Origin of the sequence: Soonwooa sp., from assembly GCF_030151385.1 — a bacterium.
Classification (GTDB): Bacteria; Bacteroidota; Bacteroidia; order Flavobacteriales; family Weeksellaceae; genus Soonwooa.
The window spans coordinates 1-15,645 of the sequence record NZ_JASLDS010000002.1 but is presented as its reverse complement, the minus strand read 5'-3'; the positions used below and the strand labels follow the sequence as shown (position 1 = coordinate 15,645).

Here is a 15,645-nt window from a genome sequence, read left to right as displayed (position 1 = left end):
CGAAAATTAATTATATTTGAATACAAATTAGCACATGAAAAACAGTCGTTTTTACTACAAAAAAGAGGTGATCAATTTAAACCGAACTTACATGGTCACTTTAAACCGAATCTAGGTGGTCAATTACACCGAACTTTGCATTGTCATCGCAAATCTCGGCATGGGTTGCATAGCAGAACATCTGGAGATTCTTAATGTTAGCCTTTTCCGAAATCGCAATAGCTTTATCGATGAACGACTTTGCAATTTCACGACGTTTTTCTCTGCTTAGGTTTTTATAAGGATACTGATTAATAAAAGAAGCAAAATTGTTATATGCACTTACAATGGCTTGTGCAGAATAAAAGGGAAGTTTGTGAGTTTTAACAAGATCTAGTGATTTTTCGGCATAGTAAGAAGCTTTCTCAAGATCCTCTTGTTGTTTTGTTTTTTCATAATTAGCAGTATACATTACAGTTAGGTCTGTGTAGGTCACATAAATGTCAAATACAGAATTTGTTTTTTCTATGTAGTATAACTGTTTCAAAACATAGTTCTTGTACTCGTCAGTGTACTCACCTTGTCTTGCATAGCAAGTTGCGATAATGCGGTAGATATCGGATTTTAAAAAATTTTCTTCAGGTTTATTTTCTAAGTCTTTTAGGGCTTTGTTGGCGTATAGAATGGTTTGGTCATACAAATTGTTCATCAAGTAGATTCTGGCAAAACAAAAGTTAGAATAGGCGTCGTCCAATTTGTCTCCAGTTTTTGAAGCTGAAGCTTTTATGAGGTTAGCATAATGGAGTGCTTTGTCAAAATCATTATTGACAACATAGAGCATGACATAATTGTTGTAAATGCGAATTTGAAGAGATGCATTATTTCCAACATTTTTTAATGATTGATTCAATATTTTTTCTGCTTCATCAAATTTTTCATCAACAATTAATACTCTGGTTTTTAAAATTATCTCATCATCAACCTTTGCTTGTCCAAAAGATTTAATGCTTACAAATAGTAAGGATACTATCAAAAAAAGATTATAGTATTGTTTGCTTTTCATATTGTCAAGCTTAGCTTATTAACAGTTTTTACATTAAGCTTGTAACTCTTTTTTATTCGGTTACATGTGTACTTTGTGTAAACTAGATGTATATTTTGTTGTAATATTTTATTTGCTAATATAATGACAATCAGTTATGTGATGTGTAATTTTTGTATATACAATATGTTTACAAAAATCGTTTTATAGCTTTTGTAAGTGATTTTTAGTTGGGAGAAGTGTTAATTTTACAATGCTAAACTAAAAGTCGTATACTCTCTAAATTATGAAAGCACAAGCTCGCATTTTCTCAATACTATTTTTTCATAAAGAATCTAAGTTATCAGTTTAATATTGGGAAGTGGAGTCAGAGCATTTGATCAATGATATGCTGTAAAGTGTAGGATGTCTATAATATTCTAAAGTTGAAAAAGAGATTGTAGATCCCCGAGGTTTTAGAAAGTAGTGTTTTCTTTAGAGAATTGTTTTGGAGGTCGTCTCGTAAGAGCGACCTTATTTTTTTTGTTTTTAGAAATTTTTGTTTTCAGTATCTTGTGGTGATTCAAAATAATAAGAGCTCATTTTTTGAACGCGGCGTTTGATGTTGCGCAGTAGTATTTTTGGACCAAGGATTTTAATGTTTTCTCCAAATCCTAGTAATTCACGCTCAAGCTCAAAATTCAAGACAACATCAATTCTTAATATAGCACCATCTGCTTCCTCTTTTAAAAGGACTTGGCTTTTGTGCAAAGGTTTTGTTAAGATGTAAGGCAGGTTTTCTTTGTTAACCCAAAATGTAACTTTATAAGCACGGTCTTTTTCGCTTTTTGTGACACCAATTGTATCTTCGTAATAACGTTCGAAGTTAATGCCTTGGTAAGCTTCATAATCAATGCCGCTTATTTCGTTTAGGCTAATGATTCTGTCCAGCGCAAGTGTCGCCAAATGATTTGTGCCTTTTGCTTTACATATCAAAAACCAACGATTCCTGTGTTCTTTTAATAAGTAGGGAAAGTATATTTTTTGGGTAGCTTCACGCGCTTTGAATGATTTATATTCGATAAAGACTGGTTTTTGTTTGCTAATGCTTTGGTAGAGTAGGTTGAGAAAATTTAAACCTTTTAGAAGTTTATTCTCTTCAAATTGAACATAGCTTTCATTTTTGGAAATACTTTGGTCATACTTGCTCTCAAGTTTTGTCACAATTTCATTCATTTCATTAAAATGATCAAAACCAGAAAGATGTTTTAGTATTGATACAACTTCTTTCATTTTGCCAAGATCTTGGTCGTTAATGGGAGAATTGGTAATACTATAATTGGTATCTTCGTAACTGTAAAACTTATTTTTAGTCACAATAATGGGCGCATTATATCCTAGCTTATCACTTCTCATGGTTTGGATGTCGCCTTGTATGGTTCTTTTAGAAATGCCTGTTGTGATACCTTCGTATTCGTAAAGCGCCTCCGAAACTTTTTCAATAAGATCTTCTAAAGTCCATTTTCGATAAGGATTTTGCAAACATTCGTCAATGCATTTATAGCGAAGTAGAGCCAATTTGTTAGCAGCCATGTTTTTTTCTTTTGTTAAAGATAGATTATTTTATTATTACTGCGTATCCTATCTACGCACTTTGAAGTGGTTTTCGTGTTATTTTATGTTTTTGTAAATTTTTACAATTGATAATCAGTGTTTTAATATGTCTTGAGTTTTGTTTGTTGTAGTGCGTATTTTGGCTGCGTACTTGTGTTCTGATATTTGTAAAGTCAATAACGACAGATATATAGATCATTGAAAAGCTTTAGGCTTAATAAAAATATTTCTCAAAAGGAAATAGCAATTCTACAAAGCAGAAATCCTTGTCGGTAGTTTCTGTATAGCTATGTAGTGCTGGGTTTGTTTCGGACTTAGTATACTGGTGGATGTTTTGGAAAGTTGCTTCTTTACTCGTACGGAGGTTCGATTCCTCCCTTTGTAGCTTAGTGGTTAGCAGAGTAATTACTTGTTGGTCGCGGGTTCGATTCCCGCTCTTGTTAATGCAAGATAACTCAGTTTGGTTAGAGTAGCAAGCCTTTGATTGCAGGTTCGAGTCCTGCTTCCAATTTTTTGGAATGGCGAAACGGTAGACGCACTGGATTTAGGTTCCAATTATCTAGAAGTCCGAATAGCTTCTAAAAACTATTCCTAAAGCAATCTTGTACAAGTCAGTCATTTGATGATTTTGAATAAAATATCAGATGACACTTGGTTTAGCACTTTGCAAACTCGGTCGAGGATTAGTCAAGTGTATTTTGCGATTTTAAAAAGTTTAAAATTTTGAAATCCAAAATCTACCAAAGATTATGACAACATCGGGTTTCCGTCGCGAGCTTTGGATTTGTACGAGATGCTTTTGATTTTAAAAATTTAAAAAAAATAAACAGATATGAAAAATTTAAACGTAAAATTAAATGAAGTCGCATTGGTGTTCAAAAATGAACGATTAATTGATGTGTTAATTGAGGGTAAATATTGGGTTGGATTTGGTAAAGAAACTAATGTTTTTGAGTTAAGCAAGAACTTTCCAAAATTTGAAAACATTGATTATTTATTAAAAGAAGAAAAGTTTGCGGCTTTAGTGGATGTTGTCGAGCTTAAAGATAATGAAGTGGCATTGATGTACGAAAACAAAAACTATGTCAGCGTATTGCATGCTGGGCGTCATATTTTTTGGAAATCTCATATTAATCGAGAATTTCGAATTTATGATACTTCGGTTTTGGAAGTCGACGCTTCTATCAATAAAAATCTATATCAAAAGTCAGAAATTTTACAATTGATTCGTGTGTTGTCGGTTGATGTACATGAGCGTGGATTATTTTTTGTAAACGGTAAAATGGAGAAAATTCTAGATCCAGGTTTGTACGTGTTTTGGAAAAATGATTACCAGATTTCATTGGAGAAAATAGATGTTCGTCAAAAGACTTTAGAGATTTTAGGACAAGAAATTTTGACTAAAGATAAGGCGCAATTACGTATTAACTTTATCGCACAATACATTGTGGAGGACATCGAAAAGGCTTTGTTGGAAAACAAGGAATTCGAAAAACAACTTTACGTAATGTTGCAAATGGCAGTGCGTAATTTTGTGGGAGGTTTCACTTTGGACCAATTGATGGAAAGCAAAATAGAGATTTCTTCTTTAGTTTTAGACGAAGTTAAAGCTGAAGCGTCCGAACTTGGTGTTAAATTAATATCGACAGGTATTAAAGATATTATTCTTCCAGGAGAAATAAAGGATATCATGAATCAAGTTTTGGTTGCGGAGAAAAAAGCGCAAGCCAATACAATTATGCGTCGCGAAGAGACTGCCTCAACACGTAGTTTGTTAAACACTGCCAAATTGATGGGAGAAAATCAAATGTTGTGGAAACTAAAAGAAATGGAATACATCGAGAAAATTTCTGAAAAAATTAATACAATTTCGGTTTCTGGTGGTGGAAACATCGTAACGCAATTGAAAGAAATTTTTTCCAAATAATTATTGTTGGATTGCATAAAAAAACTCCGAACACTAAAAGTGTTCGGAGTTTATATTTTATATTTAAAAGCAATTAAACTCTCACTGCATCTGGAACCATAATCTCATAGTTACCACCGAAAGAGATAATTTCTCTTACGATGCTACTGCTGATAAAGGATTTTCCAGAAGATGTTAGTAGGAAAATAGTTTCAACAACATTCTCTCTTGTCAAAGCTCGGTTGGTCTGTGCAATCGCTTTTTCGAACTCAAAATCGGCAGGATTTCTCAAACCTCTTAGGATAAAGTTAACGCCTTTACTTTTACAGTAATCGACGGTCAAACCTTCGAAATCGTCCACTTCAACATTCGGAAAATCTTTGAAAGAATTACGAATAAACTCTTTACGTTGCTCCAAAGAAAACATATAATTCTTCTTCGAGTTTCTGCCGATGGCAATAATTATTTTGTCAAATAATGGTGCAGCCCTTTCGACGATATCGTAATGTCCAAGTGTGATTGGGTCAAAAGAACCAGGGAAAACTGCTATTCTCATTAGTTTTAGTTTATATTAATGTAAAGGCTTTTTAAGTGCTTTTTCTACTTCATTACCACAAAGGTCTTGGATGCTGATACCGTAGATTTTGGCTTGTTGCGGCAAGATACTCGCAGGCGAAAATCCAGGATTGGTATTCATTTCCAACATATAAGGTTCGCCATTCATAATGATATACTCACTTCTAGAGAAACCGCTCATACCAAGAGAATCGTACGCACGAATCGAAATTTCTTCCACTTTTTTGCGCGTTTCTTCATCAATTCTGGCAGGTGTAATCTCTTGCGATGCACCTTCGTATTTAGCTTGATAATCGAAAAACTCGTTATCAGGAACAATCTCAGTAATACCCAAAACAATGGTTTTTCCTTGATAATCCAAAACTCCAACGGAAACTTCTGTGCCGTCCAAGAAGCTTTCGATAAGGATTTCGTTATCTTCTTTGTAAGCGATTTCAATCGCTTTCGCAAGTTCTGCAATGTCTTTAACCTTCGAAATTCCGAGGCTGCTTCCAGATTGGTTAGGTTTTACAAAAACCGGAAGTCCCAGTTCTGCAACTATTTTGTCTTGATCGATGTGTTCGCCTTTTCTTAGATAGATGCTTTTCGCAGACGGAATATTATATTTTGACAAAACCGCCAAGGTATCTTTTTTATTAAAAGTCAAGGCACTTTGGTAGAAGTTACAGCCTGTATAACGTTGTCCAACAGCATCCCAATAGGCTTGTAGAATTCCATTTTCGCCAGGCGTTCCGTGGATAATATTGAAGCAAGCATCAAATTTTAATACTTTATCATTGTCCAACGTCACCGAAAAATCGGCTTTGTTGATGTCGTGTTTTTGCTCGTTTTCATCGAGGAAATACCACGAATCCTTTAGAATTACAATTTTATAAACATTGTATTTTTCGCGGTCCAACGAATCGTAGATCAATTGTCCACTTTTCAGAGACACCACATATTCGTCAGAATAGCCGCCCATAACAACAGCTATGTTTTTCTTTTCCATAACAGATTTATATGGCAACAAATGTAAAAATTTTATCAACAAGGACAGTCTCCTTTGCTTTTTATTTTTGGGCGATTCCGCAACTTTTCCTAGCTTTTTCCTTGGCACAGTTGCGGCCGGGCTATTCGCTGCTATCTTCTGTCCGAGGCTTTCGCCGTTTCTTCAGAAGGATATCCGCTGCTATCCCTATCGCAAAATGGCACAAAAAATGAAGTGACAAGAAAAAAAATACAAAAATTATTATCTATATTTGCTAGATATTTTTGTAACAAAACAAAAGCTTATGTTCAAATCTCTTTTCAACTGGAAAGTTCTTGTCAACATTGTGCTCGCTATGGCAGTATTTGCTGGTCTAGTGTGGTCAACTTTCCGTTGGTTAGAATATCACACCAAGCATGGTGAAGAAATTCCTGTTCCTAATGTAGTTAATATGACGGTGCACCAAGCCATCAAAGTTTTAGACGATTCTGGTCTAGAATATGAGGTAGACAGTGCGCAATACAATCCAGTATACAAGCCTTTCCAAGTCTTGATGATTTCACCTTCTCCAGGCTCACATGTTAAAGGCGGAAGAACTGTCCTTTTGAAAGTTAATCCAAGAACTTGGGCAAAAGTTTCGGTGCCAGATATTATCGATCGTTACAAAGGTTTGGCATTTAATCAACTTAACCTAGTAGGTCTTAAAGTTGGTGATACACTTTTTGAACCAAGTATCCAGAGAGACGCGGTTCTTAGAATTATTTACCAAGGACATCCTATTAAACCAGGAGAATTGTTACCTAAGTTTTCTTCGGTTGATTTGGTGATTGGTTCTGGACCAATGCGTAATGTAACAATTCCAAATTTGGTTGGTCGTAGCGTCCAAGAAGCTAAAAAAATTATTGCTCAAAATTTATTTGAAGTAGGTATTGTAGATTATGAAACTGGTAAAGCCGACGAGTCTGCAATTGTGTACTACCAAGATCCACCTGCAGGTGCACTTCGAGACCAAGGTATGCAGATTGACCTTTGGGCAAGTAAGAAGACTCCAGCCGAGATGTTTAATAAGGTTAGGGAGCTTGATATGATGTATCGACCAAGAATTGATACGGCAGTGTCTGCACCAATTCGATACGAGGACACAACAGATGGTTTTGATGATCCTGTTCCTCCACCTCCAGCACCAAAACCAAAGCCGAAACCAACGCCAAAACCTGAAGGAGAGAAAAAGCCTGCAACATCTACAAAACCGGCGGCAACTTCTTCTGACAAGAAACCAGCGGCAACCGAAAAACCTAAAGAAAAGAAAAAGGTTATCATAGAATAAATTTAATTTTAAACATATAAAAAATGGCTTCAGCTTCGTTGTTGAAGCCAATTTTGATAAATATAACTATGCAAGAGGATAATTTCGAAGACGAGTTTGACGAAGCTTTAGAGTCCAATGATGAAGTCGGTCTTTCTGATGAGAATAGTGGACTCTACGAACATCTTAATATCACCGTAGACAAGAAACAAGAACCCCTGCGTGTCGATAAGTTTTTGTTAATCTATCGACAAAACTCATCGCGTAACAAAATTTCGCAAACTTGTCGCGCTGGTAATGTTGTGGTTAATGGGAATCCTGTTAAGCAGAACTATCGTGTAAAGCCAGGAGACGAGATTAGCGTGCTTCTTGCGCATCCACCACGAGAAAATGTTATTATCCCACAAGATATTCCTATTAATATCGTTTATGAAGATGATGATCTAATTGTGGTTGACAAAAATGCTGGAATGGTGGTGCATCCAGGCTTCGGAAATTGGGACGGTACTTTGGTTAACGCCTTAGCATTCCATTTTGCTAAAGATCCAAATTTTAATTCAGATTTAGATCGAGTAGGATTGGTACATCGTATTGACAAAGATACTTCGGGGCTTTTGGTCATTGCAAAAACAGAATATGCGTTAAGCTATTTGGCAAAGCAATTTTTTGATAGAAAAACAAAACGTCTTTATTGGGCTTTTGTTTGGGGAAATGTTGCTGAAGACGAGGGAACGATTCGCGGACATATCGGACGCCACCAGAAAAATAGAATGCAAATGGCCGTCTACGAAGATGGTAGTCATGGGAAACATGCTGTGACACATTACAAAGTCTTGGAGCGTTTTCGTCACATGACTTGGGTAGAATGTAAGCTAGAAACTGGACGTACGCACCAGATTAGAGCGCACTTCAAACATATAGGTCATACCTTGTTTAATGATGAGCGTTATGAAGGTCATACCATTTTGCGAGGTGTTAATTTGCCAAAGTATAAGCAATTTGTGAATAATGTATTTGAGGTTTTACCAAGACACGCTTTGCATGCTCATACGTTAGGATTTGTTCATCCTACGACAAAAAAAGAAATGTACTTCGAAAGTCCGATGCCTAGTGATATGCAAGAAGCTGTAGATAAATGGAGAAAGTACTTAGAAAATAATTAAAAATTATTTAAAACAATATTTTTTTATATTTGCCTTGTGAGAAAACTTTATAAAATTTTTAGCGCTGCTTTTGTTTTAGCTTTATTTAATGCAAATACGGTTAAAGCTCAGGAGACTTTGCCTATGTATCAACAATATTTGTTGGATGGTGACTTCTTGTTTAACCCTGCATTGTATGGTGAATCCGATGATGTAGTCTTAAATTTGAATTACCAAAAGCAGTTTTCTAATTTTGGAGAATCTCCAAACGTGCAATCTGTTGGTATGCATGCCAATGTTTTTGATAGAGTAGGTGTTGGTGCTTCTTTCTTTAGAGATCAAAATGGTCCTATTTCTGCAAATGGGATTACAGTGGGTTCAGCTTATTTTATACCACTTGGTGATGAAGAAAACCGCATGAATCAATTTTCATTTGGTGCTGGCGTTAGCTTTTATAATATGAATTTGGATACAGCTTTATTGACTCCAGATAATCCAAATGATCCAGTTCTATATGACAAAAATATTTTCCTTGCTTATGCTAATTTGGGTATGGCGGTTAAATATCAAGGTTTCTCGGGAGGTGTCTCTGTGATGGATATTTCGTTAAATAATGATATTCCTATCGTTAATGGTATCGAACCTTCACCAACCAAAATTATTATGAATGCTGGTTACGATTGGCATTTTGCTGATGGCTTATATTTAACGCCATCTCTACTTTGGAATCTTAACACCAATTCGTCAAGTATGATGGATCTTAACCTTTTAGCGACAGTATTTTCAGAAGGTTCAAGTTTTTCGGGAGGTGTTAGTTTTAGAAGCGCAAAAAGTAGTGTTGGAAGTCAAAACCTAGGACTCTCGCCAGTTATTAAAGGTCGCGTTGGTAACTTTACTTTTGGAGCGGTTTATAACTTCGGAATGTCTGAATTACAACAAAGTGTTGGTAATAGTTTTATGCTAAGTATTGGCTTTAGATTCGAGAACTTTATCAATGGTCAAGGTTACAGATATAGATAAAAATTCTTTTAAACTAAATATAATAAAGCCACATTTGTTGGCTTTTTTTGTTGATGATATACATACATATTCCGTTTTGTAAGCAGAAATGCAGTTATTGTAATTTTCATTTTTCAACTTCTTTAAAGCTTAAAGAAGATATGTTGTCTGCGATTTCCAAAGAGTTTTCGCTAAGACATCACGAACTTCAAAATAAGAAAATCGAGTCTTTGTATTTTGGAGGTGGTACGCCATCTATTTTGGAAGCCAAGGAAATTGGGAAAATTATCGATGAAGCTAATCGTTATTTTGAATTTAGTTCCGATATTGAATTGACTTTGGAAGCGAATCCTGATGATCTTAGTATTTCATTTTTAAAAGAGATAAAAAACATTGGTGTTAATCGTTTAAGTATCGGGACGCAATCTTTTTTTGAAGATGATCTCAAATTAATGAATCGTGCGCATACAGCTTCGGAAGCGGAATCGAGCATCAAACGTGCGCAAGACATTGGCTTAGAAAACATCAGCGTTGATTTAATTTACGGATCGCCGACGTCAACAATGGAACAATGGAAACAGAATCTCGCAAAACTCGTCGAGTTGCAGGTGCCACATGTTTCGTCTTATGCTTTAACCATCGAGCCAAAAACGATTTTGGACAATTGGATTAGCCAACAAAAAGTAAAATCACCAGATGAAGCTTTTCAGAATGATGCCTTTTTCTATATGTCAGAATTTTTGAAAGCGAATGCTTTTGATCATTATGAAATTTCAAACTTTGGAAAACCGAATTTCCATTCTAAACACAATTCTTCATATTGGGAATACAAAGAATATCTTGGTATTGGTCCATCGGCGCATTCTTATGATGGCAAAAATCTTAGGAGTTGGAACATCGCCAACAATACGAAATACATCAAATCGCTTTTAGAGAATCAATTGCCGATCGAACGCGAAGAACTTAACGAAAATGATCGCTACAACGAAATGCTGATGATCGGACTTCGAACACAAAAAGGCGTTGATTTGATGAGGTTTAAAAGTAGTTTTTCAAGTGAAATAATTTCTGTTTTTGAAAGTTCTATTCAGCAAAAAATAAAAGAGGGTATTTTAAAAATAGAAAGTAATCGTTTGATAATTCCTGAGCAACATTGGTTTATGGCAGATGGTATTGCGTCAGATTTGTTTTTGGTGTAGTTTGTTTAATTCGTAATTAAATGATTGTTTTATTGTAGAGTTTTATTTTCAATTAAAAAAAAGTTATACTTTTAATAAAAAATAGAACTATGAAAAAACTTTACACATTTTATTTTCTGTTTTGCTTTTTCCTCAGTTTTTCACAGAATGCAGAATATTTGGGTATTTCTGATTTAAGTTTAACACAAGCTGATGAGCATCAAATAAAAGCAAATCTAAAAGTAACAGGTTCGACCGCTGGCGAATATTTGACTAATAAAATAGAAGTTTCGGGCTCACAAATTACGCTTTCACTTTGTTATAAAGTAATTGACGCTGCAGCTATGACTTATTACAATCACGATTTTAATATTGATGTTCCTACGGTTCCTAGCAATTACAATCTGAAAGTTAATGTTTATCAGACCGACGTTGTTTGCGATTATAAAAAACTAGAAGACAGTGTTAATCTTAATTTTTCGATGCCATTTTCGGGGACAATTTCGTTAAAAACTTTTGAAAACGATTTTAGTAGCAAGTCGGTTTCTGTTTTTCCAAATCCTGCAAAAGATATTTTAAATTTTAAAACAGATATTAAATTTGATGAAGCTAATGTTTATGATGCTTCGGGAAGATTGGTTTTGACAAGTTTGTTCAAATCAGAAATCAATGTTTCAAGCTTTAAAAATGGTAATTACTTTCTAGAATTAAAATCAAAGGATAAAATAATTACCAAGAAGTTTATTGTTAGAAAATAGAAAACTTCATTGTTTTTTATATAAAGCAAGCATGTCTAATATTAAAATCTCAAGCTTCTGACGTTCGGTAGGAACATACTGATATTAGAATTTTTGCGCATTAAATTTTGCACTCCGTAGGAGCGTTCTGTTAATTTGTTGGACTAAATTTAGTGTTAAATAAGAACGCAAATAAAAATTTTAACATGTCTTAAGTTTAGCTTCCAGAAAAAGTATTGGCCTATTAATATTACAAAATATTCACTTATACTTTAACCGTATTTTGCCAAGACAATGTAAGCACAAGTTTTTTACATATTCAAGTTTTTTTTATTCATTTAAATATTTTCGAATTATCGATTACACCTTTTATCCTTGTAAAAATTTTTATAACAATATTGAATAATAAAATTATAAATCCACCAAATACAAGATTTATTATGATGTATTCAATTTGAATTCTTCCTTGTGTTATTTTATTCTTCACTTGATTATCAATTGTTATTGCTGAATAAGGATAGCCAATTTTGTATCTATTCCATGGTTGAATATCTTTGATATTTCCGCCATACTTAAAGGTATATCCGCTAAATTTATCATTATTTTTATCTATTTTGTCTTTTGTTGTAAAAAGCATATCTTGATAAGTATTTGATAAACCATATATTGTTTTGGTATAAAATAGTGTAAAAATCAATATTAAAATTCGTATAATATTTAATATTCTATTTTTTGTCATACAAGAATTTGAAAAGTGTAGTTGGTTATAAAATTTATGCTTTTTCAGATTGTCTAAATTAAGAAAAAGCAATATGAAAGCAGCGGCGTATAAATTTTACAAAATGTTCTATTATACATGTAACCCTGCATTTTGCCAATACTATGTTAGCTGCAGTTTTTCTATTTAATATATGGAAATTTTTTTTGAAGATTTTTTGACAGGGTTATATTTTCAATCATTTTCATATCCTTTTATAATCGCCAAATCCAAATGTCCTAAATTAATAAACGAAATGTCCTAAAAAGCGTCCAAATAGGACGCTTTTAAATTTAGTTTAAACAACGTTTAATCATTATTCCGATAAATCATTATATCTTCATATCTAGCATTATAAGTCAATTGATTGCCAACAGTCTTAATCGTTGCATCTGCGAATGGATTGCGAGCATAGGAGTGATTCTCCATCCAGTCGCAGAGTTCTATGATTTGTGATTTATTTGATGTAAAATAGAAATACGACTGATCCTCAATAGTTTTCAAAACATTAAGATAGTCCGATAGCTTCCAATAATCGGGACGGCTATATGTAGAGCAATCAGTAGACAAGTAGGGTGGGTCAACTAAAAAAACCACATTTGGATGATTCTTATATTCCTCAAATAAGTTTCTATAGTCCTTTGTTATTCTATCTACACCATCCAAATATCCATCAGCATTATAATCTGAAAGTCTTATTTTATTATAAAATTTTTCCTTTTTAAATGCTTCAAAATTGGTTGCATAGTTCATTGAGAAAAGTAAATTGGATGAAATTGTTACCCAATCGATAAAGCCTTTTTCTTTGGATATTCGGGCGATAATTTCAGCGTGAAGAGCATCGTTTAATCTTTCTTTTCGATTGGGATTTTTGGCGCAAATCGGACGCAAATCAGCTAATAAGGCGTTTGTTTTACCGACATTAGCAATACGCTCCGAATAATTGTCGAAATCATTATAAACGACTTTTGCATCGGGATAATAGTTTTTGACCGTGTGACTGAGTAACCCAGAACCTCCGAAAAGATCAACATAAGTTGCCGTTGGCGAAAACTCCTTTAAAGCGGTTTTAAAAGATTTTAAAAAATTTCTTTTTTGCCCCTGAAATGGTAGAGGCGCCTGTGTGTACTGTTTCATAAATATTAGTTTTTAAAATTGTTTATTATTACCTTTGCATCTCTGACCACTTACGACAAAACCCGCAAGCTCCAGAAGACATAAGTCCTCCGTAGCCTGCGGGTTCGTTTTAAAAGTAGTCAGAGATTTTTAAAAGCGGAGGATGTTTTTATCCTCTATTCTGTACATCAGTTACAATACCTTTACAAGTCGTTAAAATACTTTGATACAAAGTAAAATCACCTTCTGTGAAATAGTTATTATTAACGTCATACTTGCCAGTATCAGGATAATATGCTCCTGAGATTACATTGTTACCTGTGAAAGGATTATCTCCTCCAGAAACGCCTCTTTGGACGTTGAAATTAATTACTTGTGGCAATTGTCCTTCTATAAAATTCCATGCGTAATTGACTGTATTATCATTTACGATTTCTCTTGCTTGCACTGTAATTGAAGTGCTGGTGATTTCTAAATTCATTATTTCTAATTTTAATTATTCATAATCTTCTGATGGGAAAGGTGTACTTCGACTTGGTATATTAGAAATGTTAATTGTTTTAAAAATTTCAATAGTAGAAATAACTCTACCATTTTGAAATAGATAAGCTTCACAAAAATAATTAACATTATAACTATTAGTTGACATCTGTGTAAATCCTCCTACGATAGATTGTTTTAAGTATATACCATCGTCTATATGATTACCAAATTTATTCGCTGATGTGTAAAACCCTGCATACTGTGAATTATCTGCGCTTTCGAAATTTCGCCCTTCGTAATATTCATACACTACCGTATCTACATTTAATCCAATATCATATAAAAATTGTGTAGTATCAGTAGCTGGACCTGTCGGAGGATAATTACCAGTATGATATTTTTGCATAATGCTTGCAACTAACTCTGCCAAAATATTCGACTCTATAAAAGATGTCGTGTTTAATTTTCTGAATTTTCTCTTGGTGTAAGATTCAGGCACGTAGCCTGTAAACATAATACCTTGTGAGCCTATACTTGCTACTTTAATTCCATTATCATTATATATGTCGAACGTTACCTTACTTGTGTTTTGGTTAAACCCTAATTCAAAAGTTTTTTGTCCTGTAAGAGGATTGACGAATCTTATCATGCCATTGTCTAACACTTGGAAAGGAGATAGGTATTTTTGAGAATAAGGCTTACCAGCGGCAAAACGAATGCTTTCTCCGTTTGGTCGATCTGTAACACCGCTAATCATTGCATTTGCTCCGTTCACGTCTCCTACTTGGAGTGTTCCTGTACTTACTACATTGCCATCAACAGTAGTTTGCATGAATGAAGTAACAGCGTTAGCAGCGGCAGCCGTATTTATTGCGTTTTGAGCCTGAGCCAAAGCGTTTGCAGATTGTTGATTTGCATTGACGATAGCGTATATTGTGGATTCTGGATCATATCGCCAATTTCACTCAGCTGTTGCAGAGGCAATTTCTGAGGTGCTTCTACCACATCCATTTTCGAGATTTCCATTTCGAGGTTATGACAATCCTTTTTCACATTCTGATTAGTATTCATATTATATGGCTTTATAAGTTGTTTTAATAATAATGCCGAATAACATGATGTAAGTGGCTATTTCTGGTCTTTTAGTTTCCGCATCTACTACTTTTCTTTTTGTATAGCAGAAAACATTGTGGATTAACTTTTTCATATTGGTTGATTTTTAAAGTTTTCAATAGCTTTTATAGAGGGATTAGCTAACTCATGATATTTTTTTCTGATAGTTTCAGCTGTCAAACTGTGCTTTTCTTTTCTAATACATTGTCGAACAAATTGAGTTGATACTCCAAACTCTTCCGATAATATATTTACAACCGCCGTATTGTAGCTTTGTCTTTTTTTTGTAGGTTTGTCCATTGTCTTTTTTGTTTCAATCATGAAGCAAATATAGAAAATATATTTTCGATAAAGCAAATAAAACGCAAATTAATTTACGATGATAAAGGAAAGAATTATACAATTAATTGAAAATAAGAAGCTTCCGAAAGAAGAATTTTATATAAAAATTGGAATGACTTCCGCTAGTTTTAGAGGAAAAGCCAAAGAAACGCCTTTGAATTCAACTGCGATAGAAAATATATTGTCGCTAATTCCTGATGTAAATCCAAATTGGTTAATAACTGGCCAGGGCGAAATGCTAAAAAAAGACCAAGCAGTCATTATAAATGAAAGCAAGGCCAATTATGGAAATTTAAAGCCTATTCCATTAGTTTCTGTCACTGCTGTTGGAGGATTTGGTAACAATTCATTTGCAATCGAAGAAAGAGACGTTAAAGACTACTATATCATTCCAAAATTCAAACATAAG

16 protein-coding genes and 1 pseudogene are annotated in these 15,645 nt (G+C 34.0%); 7 read left to right on the top strand and 10 right to left on the bottom strand.

The genetic code is table 11. From position 1 onward, the window contains the following. Positions 1 to 100: 100 nt before the first annotated feature. Positions 101 to 1,042 carry a hypothetical protein gene (locus Q1V95_RS00305; RefSeq protein ID WP_300668911.1) on the bottom strand — a complete coding sequence of 314 codons (942 nt, stop codon included), beginning with the start codon at positions 1,040 to 1,042 and terminating at the stop codon, positions 101 to 103. Between the two features lie 507 nt (positions 1,043 to 1,549). Beyond that, positions 1,550 to 2,593, bottom strand: a complete 1,044-nt coding sequence (locus Q1V95_RS00300) for a WYL domain-containing protein (protein ID WP_300668905.1) — start codon at positions 2,591 to 2,593, stop codon at positions 1,550 to 1,552. An 853-nt stretch (positions 2,594 to 3,446) separates the two neighbouring features. Here Q1V95_RS00300 and Q1V95_RS00295 point away from each other — a divergent pair. Beyond that, positions 3,447 to 4,541: a slipin family protein gene (locus Q1V95_RS00295; protein ID WP_300668903.1), complete on the top strand. Its 1,095-nt coding sequence runs from the start codon at positions 3,447 to 3,449 to the stop codon at positions 4,539 to 4,541. 73 nt (positions 4,542 to 4,614) lie between these two features. Here Q1V95_RS00295 and coaD read toward each other — a convergent pair whose 3' ends face one another. Then, a complete protein-coding gene (gene coaD / locus Q1V95_RS00290) occupies positions 4,615 to 5,076 on the bottom strand; it encodes a pantetheine-phosphate adenylyltransferase (protein ID WP_300668900.1) in 462 nt (153 codons plus the stop codon). Positions 5,077 to 5,091: 15 nt separating this feature from the next. Beyond that, positions 5,092 to 6,084, bottom strand: a complete 993-nt coding sequence (locus tag Q1V95_RS00285) for a D-alanine--D-alanine ligase (RefSeq protein WP_300668897.1) — start codon at positions 6,082 to 6,084, stop codon at positions 5,092 to 5,094. 283 nt (positions 6,085 to 6,367) lie between these two features. Between Q1V95_RS00285 and Q1V95_RS00280 the strand changes: the two genes are divergently transcribed. The 5 genes from Q1V95_RS00280 (at position 6,368) to Q1V95_RS00260 (ending at position 11,446) form a co-directional block, all read left to right on the top strand. Next, complete coding sequence (locus Q1V95_RS00280; RefSeq protein WP_300668895.1) at positions 6,368 to 7,390, top strand: PASTA domain-containing protein; 1,023 nt, start codon at positions 6,368 to 6,370, stop codon at positions 7,388 to 7,390. Between the two features lie 68 nt (positions 7,391 to 7,458). Continuing rightward, positions 7,459 to 8,532, top strand: a complete 1,074-nt coding sequence (locus Q1V95_RS00275) for an RluA family pseudouridine synthase (RefSeq protein WP_300668916.1) — start codon at positions 7,459 to 7,461, stop codon at positions 8,530 to 8,532. A 36-nt stretch (positions 8,533 to 8,568) separates the two neighbouring features. Then, positions 8,569 to 9,531, top strand: a complete 963-nt coding sequence (locus Q1V95_RS00270; protein ID WP_366143259.1) for a PorP/SprF family type IX secretion system membrane protein — start codon at positions 8,569 to 8,571, stop codon at positions 9,529 to 9,531. Positions 9,532 to 9,584: 53 nt separating this feature from the next. Beyond that, entirely contained in the window at positions 9,585 to 10,709 is a 1,125-nt protein-coding gene (gene hemW, locus Q1V95_RS00265; protein WP_300668893.1) for a radical SAM family heme chaperone HemW, read from the top strand. A gap of 89 nt (positions 10,710 to 10,798) precedes the next feature. Continuing rightward, positions 10,799 to 11,446 carry a T9SS type A sorting domain-containing protein gene (locus Q1V95_RS00260; protein WP_300668890.1) on the top strand — a complete coding sequence of 216 codons (648 nt, stop codon included), beginning with the start codon at positions 10,799 to 10,801 and terminating at the stop codon, positions 11,444 to 11,446. 313 nt (positions 11,447 to 11,759) lie between these two features. Here Q1V95_RS00260 and Q1V95_RS00255 read toward each other — a convergent pair whose 3' ends face one another. From Q1V95_RS00255 to Q1V95_RS00230, 6 genes are all read right to left on the bottom strand, one after another. Further along, positions 11,760 to 12,164: a hypothetical protein gene (locus Q1V95_RS00255; RefSeq protein WP_300668888.1), complete on the bottom strand. Its 405-nt coding sequence runs from the start codon at positions 12,162 to 12,164 to the stop codon at positions 11,760 to 11,762. 327 nt (positions 12,165 to 12,491) lie between these two features. Next, complete coding sequence (locus Q1V95_RS00250; RefSeq protein ID WP_300668886.1) at positions 12,492 to 13,319, bottom strand: DNA adenine methylase; 828 nt, start codon at positions 13,317 to 13,319, stop codon at positions 12,492 to 12,494. A 148-nt stretch (positions 13,320 to 13,467) separates the two neighbouring features. Continuing rightward, positions 13,468 to 13,779 (bottom strand): hypothetical protein, encoded by a 312-nt coding sequence (locus Q1V95_RS00245; RefSeq protein WP_300668884.1) that lies wholly within the window; start codon positions 13,777 to 13,779, stop codon positions 13,468 to 13,470. A gap of 15 nt (positions 13,780 to 13,794) precedes the next feature. Beyond that, the gene (locus tag Q1V95_RS00240) at positions 13,795 to 14,673 is read right to left on the bottom strand and encodes a hypothetical protein (RefSeq protein WP_300668881.1); all 879 of its coding nucleotides are present in this window, start codon (positions 14,671 to 14,673) and stop codon (positions 13,795 to 13,797) included. Next, entirely contained in the window at positions 14,649 to 14,852 is a 204-nt protein-coding gene (locus tag Q1V95_RS00235) for a hypothetical protein (protein WP_300668879.1), read from the bottom strand. Before Q1V95_RS00235 ends, Q1V95_RS00240 begins: the two co-directional genes overlap by 25 nt. Before the next feature lie 132 nt (positions 14,853 to 14,984). Then, positions 14,985 to 15,194, bottom strand: coding sequence for a hypothetical protein (locus Q1V95_RS00230; RefSeq protein ID WP_300668877.1), 210 nt, complete (start codon positions 15,192 to 15,194; stop codon positions 14,985 to 14,987). 79 nt (positions 15,195 to 15,273) lie between these two features. Here Q1V95_RS00230 and Q1V95_RS00225 point away from each other — a divergent pair. Continuing rightward, positions 15,274 to 15,645: pseudogene (locus Q1V95_RS00225) on the top strand (hypothetical protein); the annotation flags it as partial.

Excerpts from the sequence above, each read along its gene's own strand:
- Q1V95_RS00305 (WP_300668911.1), bottom strand. The coding sequence starts at position 1,042 with ATGAAAAGCAAACAATACTATAATCTTTTTTTGATAGTATCCTTACTA.
- Q1V95_RS00300 (WP_300668905.1), bottom strand. The coding sequence starts at position 2,593 with ATGGCTGCTAACAAATTGGCTCTACTTCGCTATAAATGCATTGACGAA.
- Q1V95_RS00295 (WP_300668903.1), top strand. The coding sequence starts at position 3,447 with ATGAAAAATTTAAACGTAAAATTAAATGAAGTCGCATTGGTGTTCAAA.
- coaD (WP_300668900.1), bottom strand. The coding sequence starts at position 5,076 with ATGAGAATAGCAGTTTTCCCTGGTTCTTTTGACCCAATCACACTTGGA.
- Q1V95_RS00285 (WP_300668897.1), bottom strand. The coding sequence starts at position 6,084 with ATGGAAAAGAAAAACATAGCTGTTGTTATGGGCGGCTATTCTGACGAA.
- Q1V95_RS00280 (WP_300668895.1), top strand. The coding sequence starts at position 6,368 with ATGTTCAAATCTCTTTTCAACTGGAAAGTTCTTGTCAACATTGTGCTC.
- Q1V95_RS00275 (WP_300668916.1), top strand. The coding sequence starts at position 7,459 with ATGCAAGAGGATAATTTCGAAGACGAGTTTGACGAAGCTTTAGAGTCC.
- hemW (WP_300668893.1), top strand. The coding sequence starts at position 9,585 with ATGATATACATACATATTCCGTTTTGTAAGCAGAAATGCAGTTATTGT.
- Q1V95_RS00260 (WP_300668890.1), top strand. The coding sequence starts at position 10,799 with ATGAAAAAACTTTACACATTTTATTTTCTGTTTTGCTTTTTCCTCAGT.
- Q1V95_RS00255 (WP_300668888.1), bottom strand. The coding sequence starts at position 12,164 with ATGACAAAAAATAGAATATTAAATATTATACGAATTTTAATATTGATT.
- Q1V95_RS00250 (WP_300668886.1), bottom strand. The coding sequence starts at position 13,319 with ATGAAACAGTACACACAGGCGCCTCTACCATTTCAGGGGCAAAAAAGA.
- Q1V95_RS00245 (WP_300668884.1), bottom strand. The coding sequence starts at position 13,779 with ATGAATTTAGAAATCACCAGCACTTCAATTACAGTGCAAGCAAGAGAA.
- Q1V95_RS00235 (WP_300668879.1), bottom strand. The coding sequence starts at position 14,852 with ATGAATACTAATCAGAATGTGAAAAAGGATTGTCATAACCTCGAAATG.
- Q1V95_RS00230 (WP_300668877.1), bottom strand. The coding sequence starts at position 15,194 with ATGGACAAACCTACAAAAAAAAGACAAAGCTACAATACGGCGGTTGTA.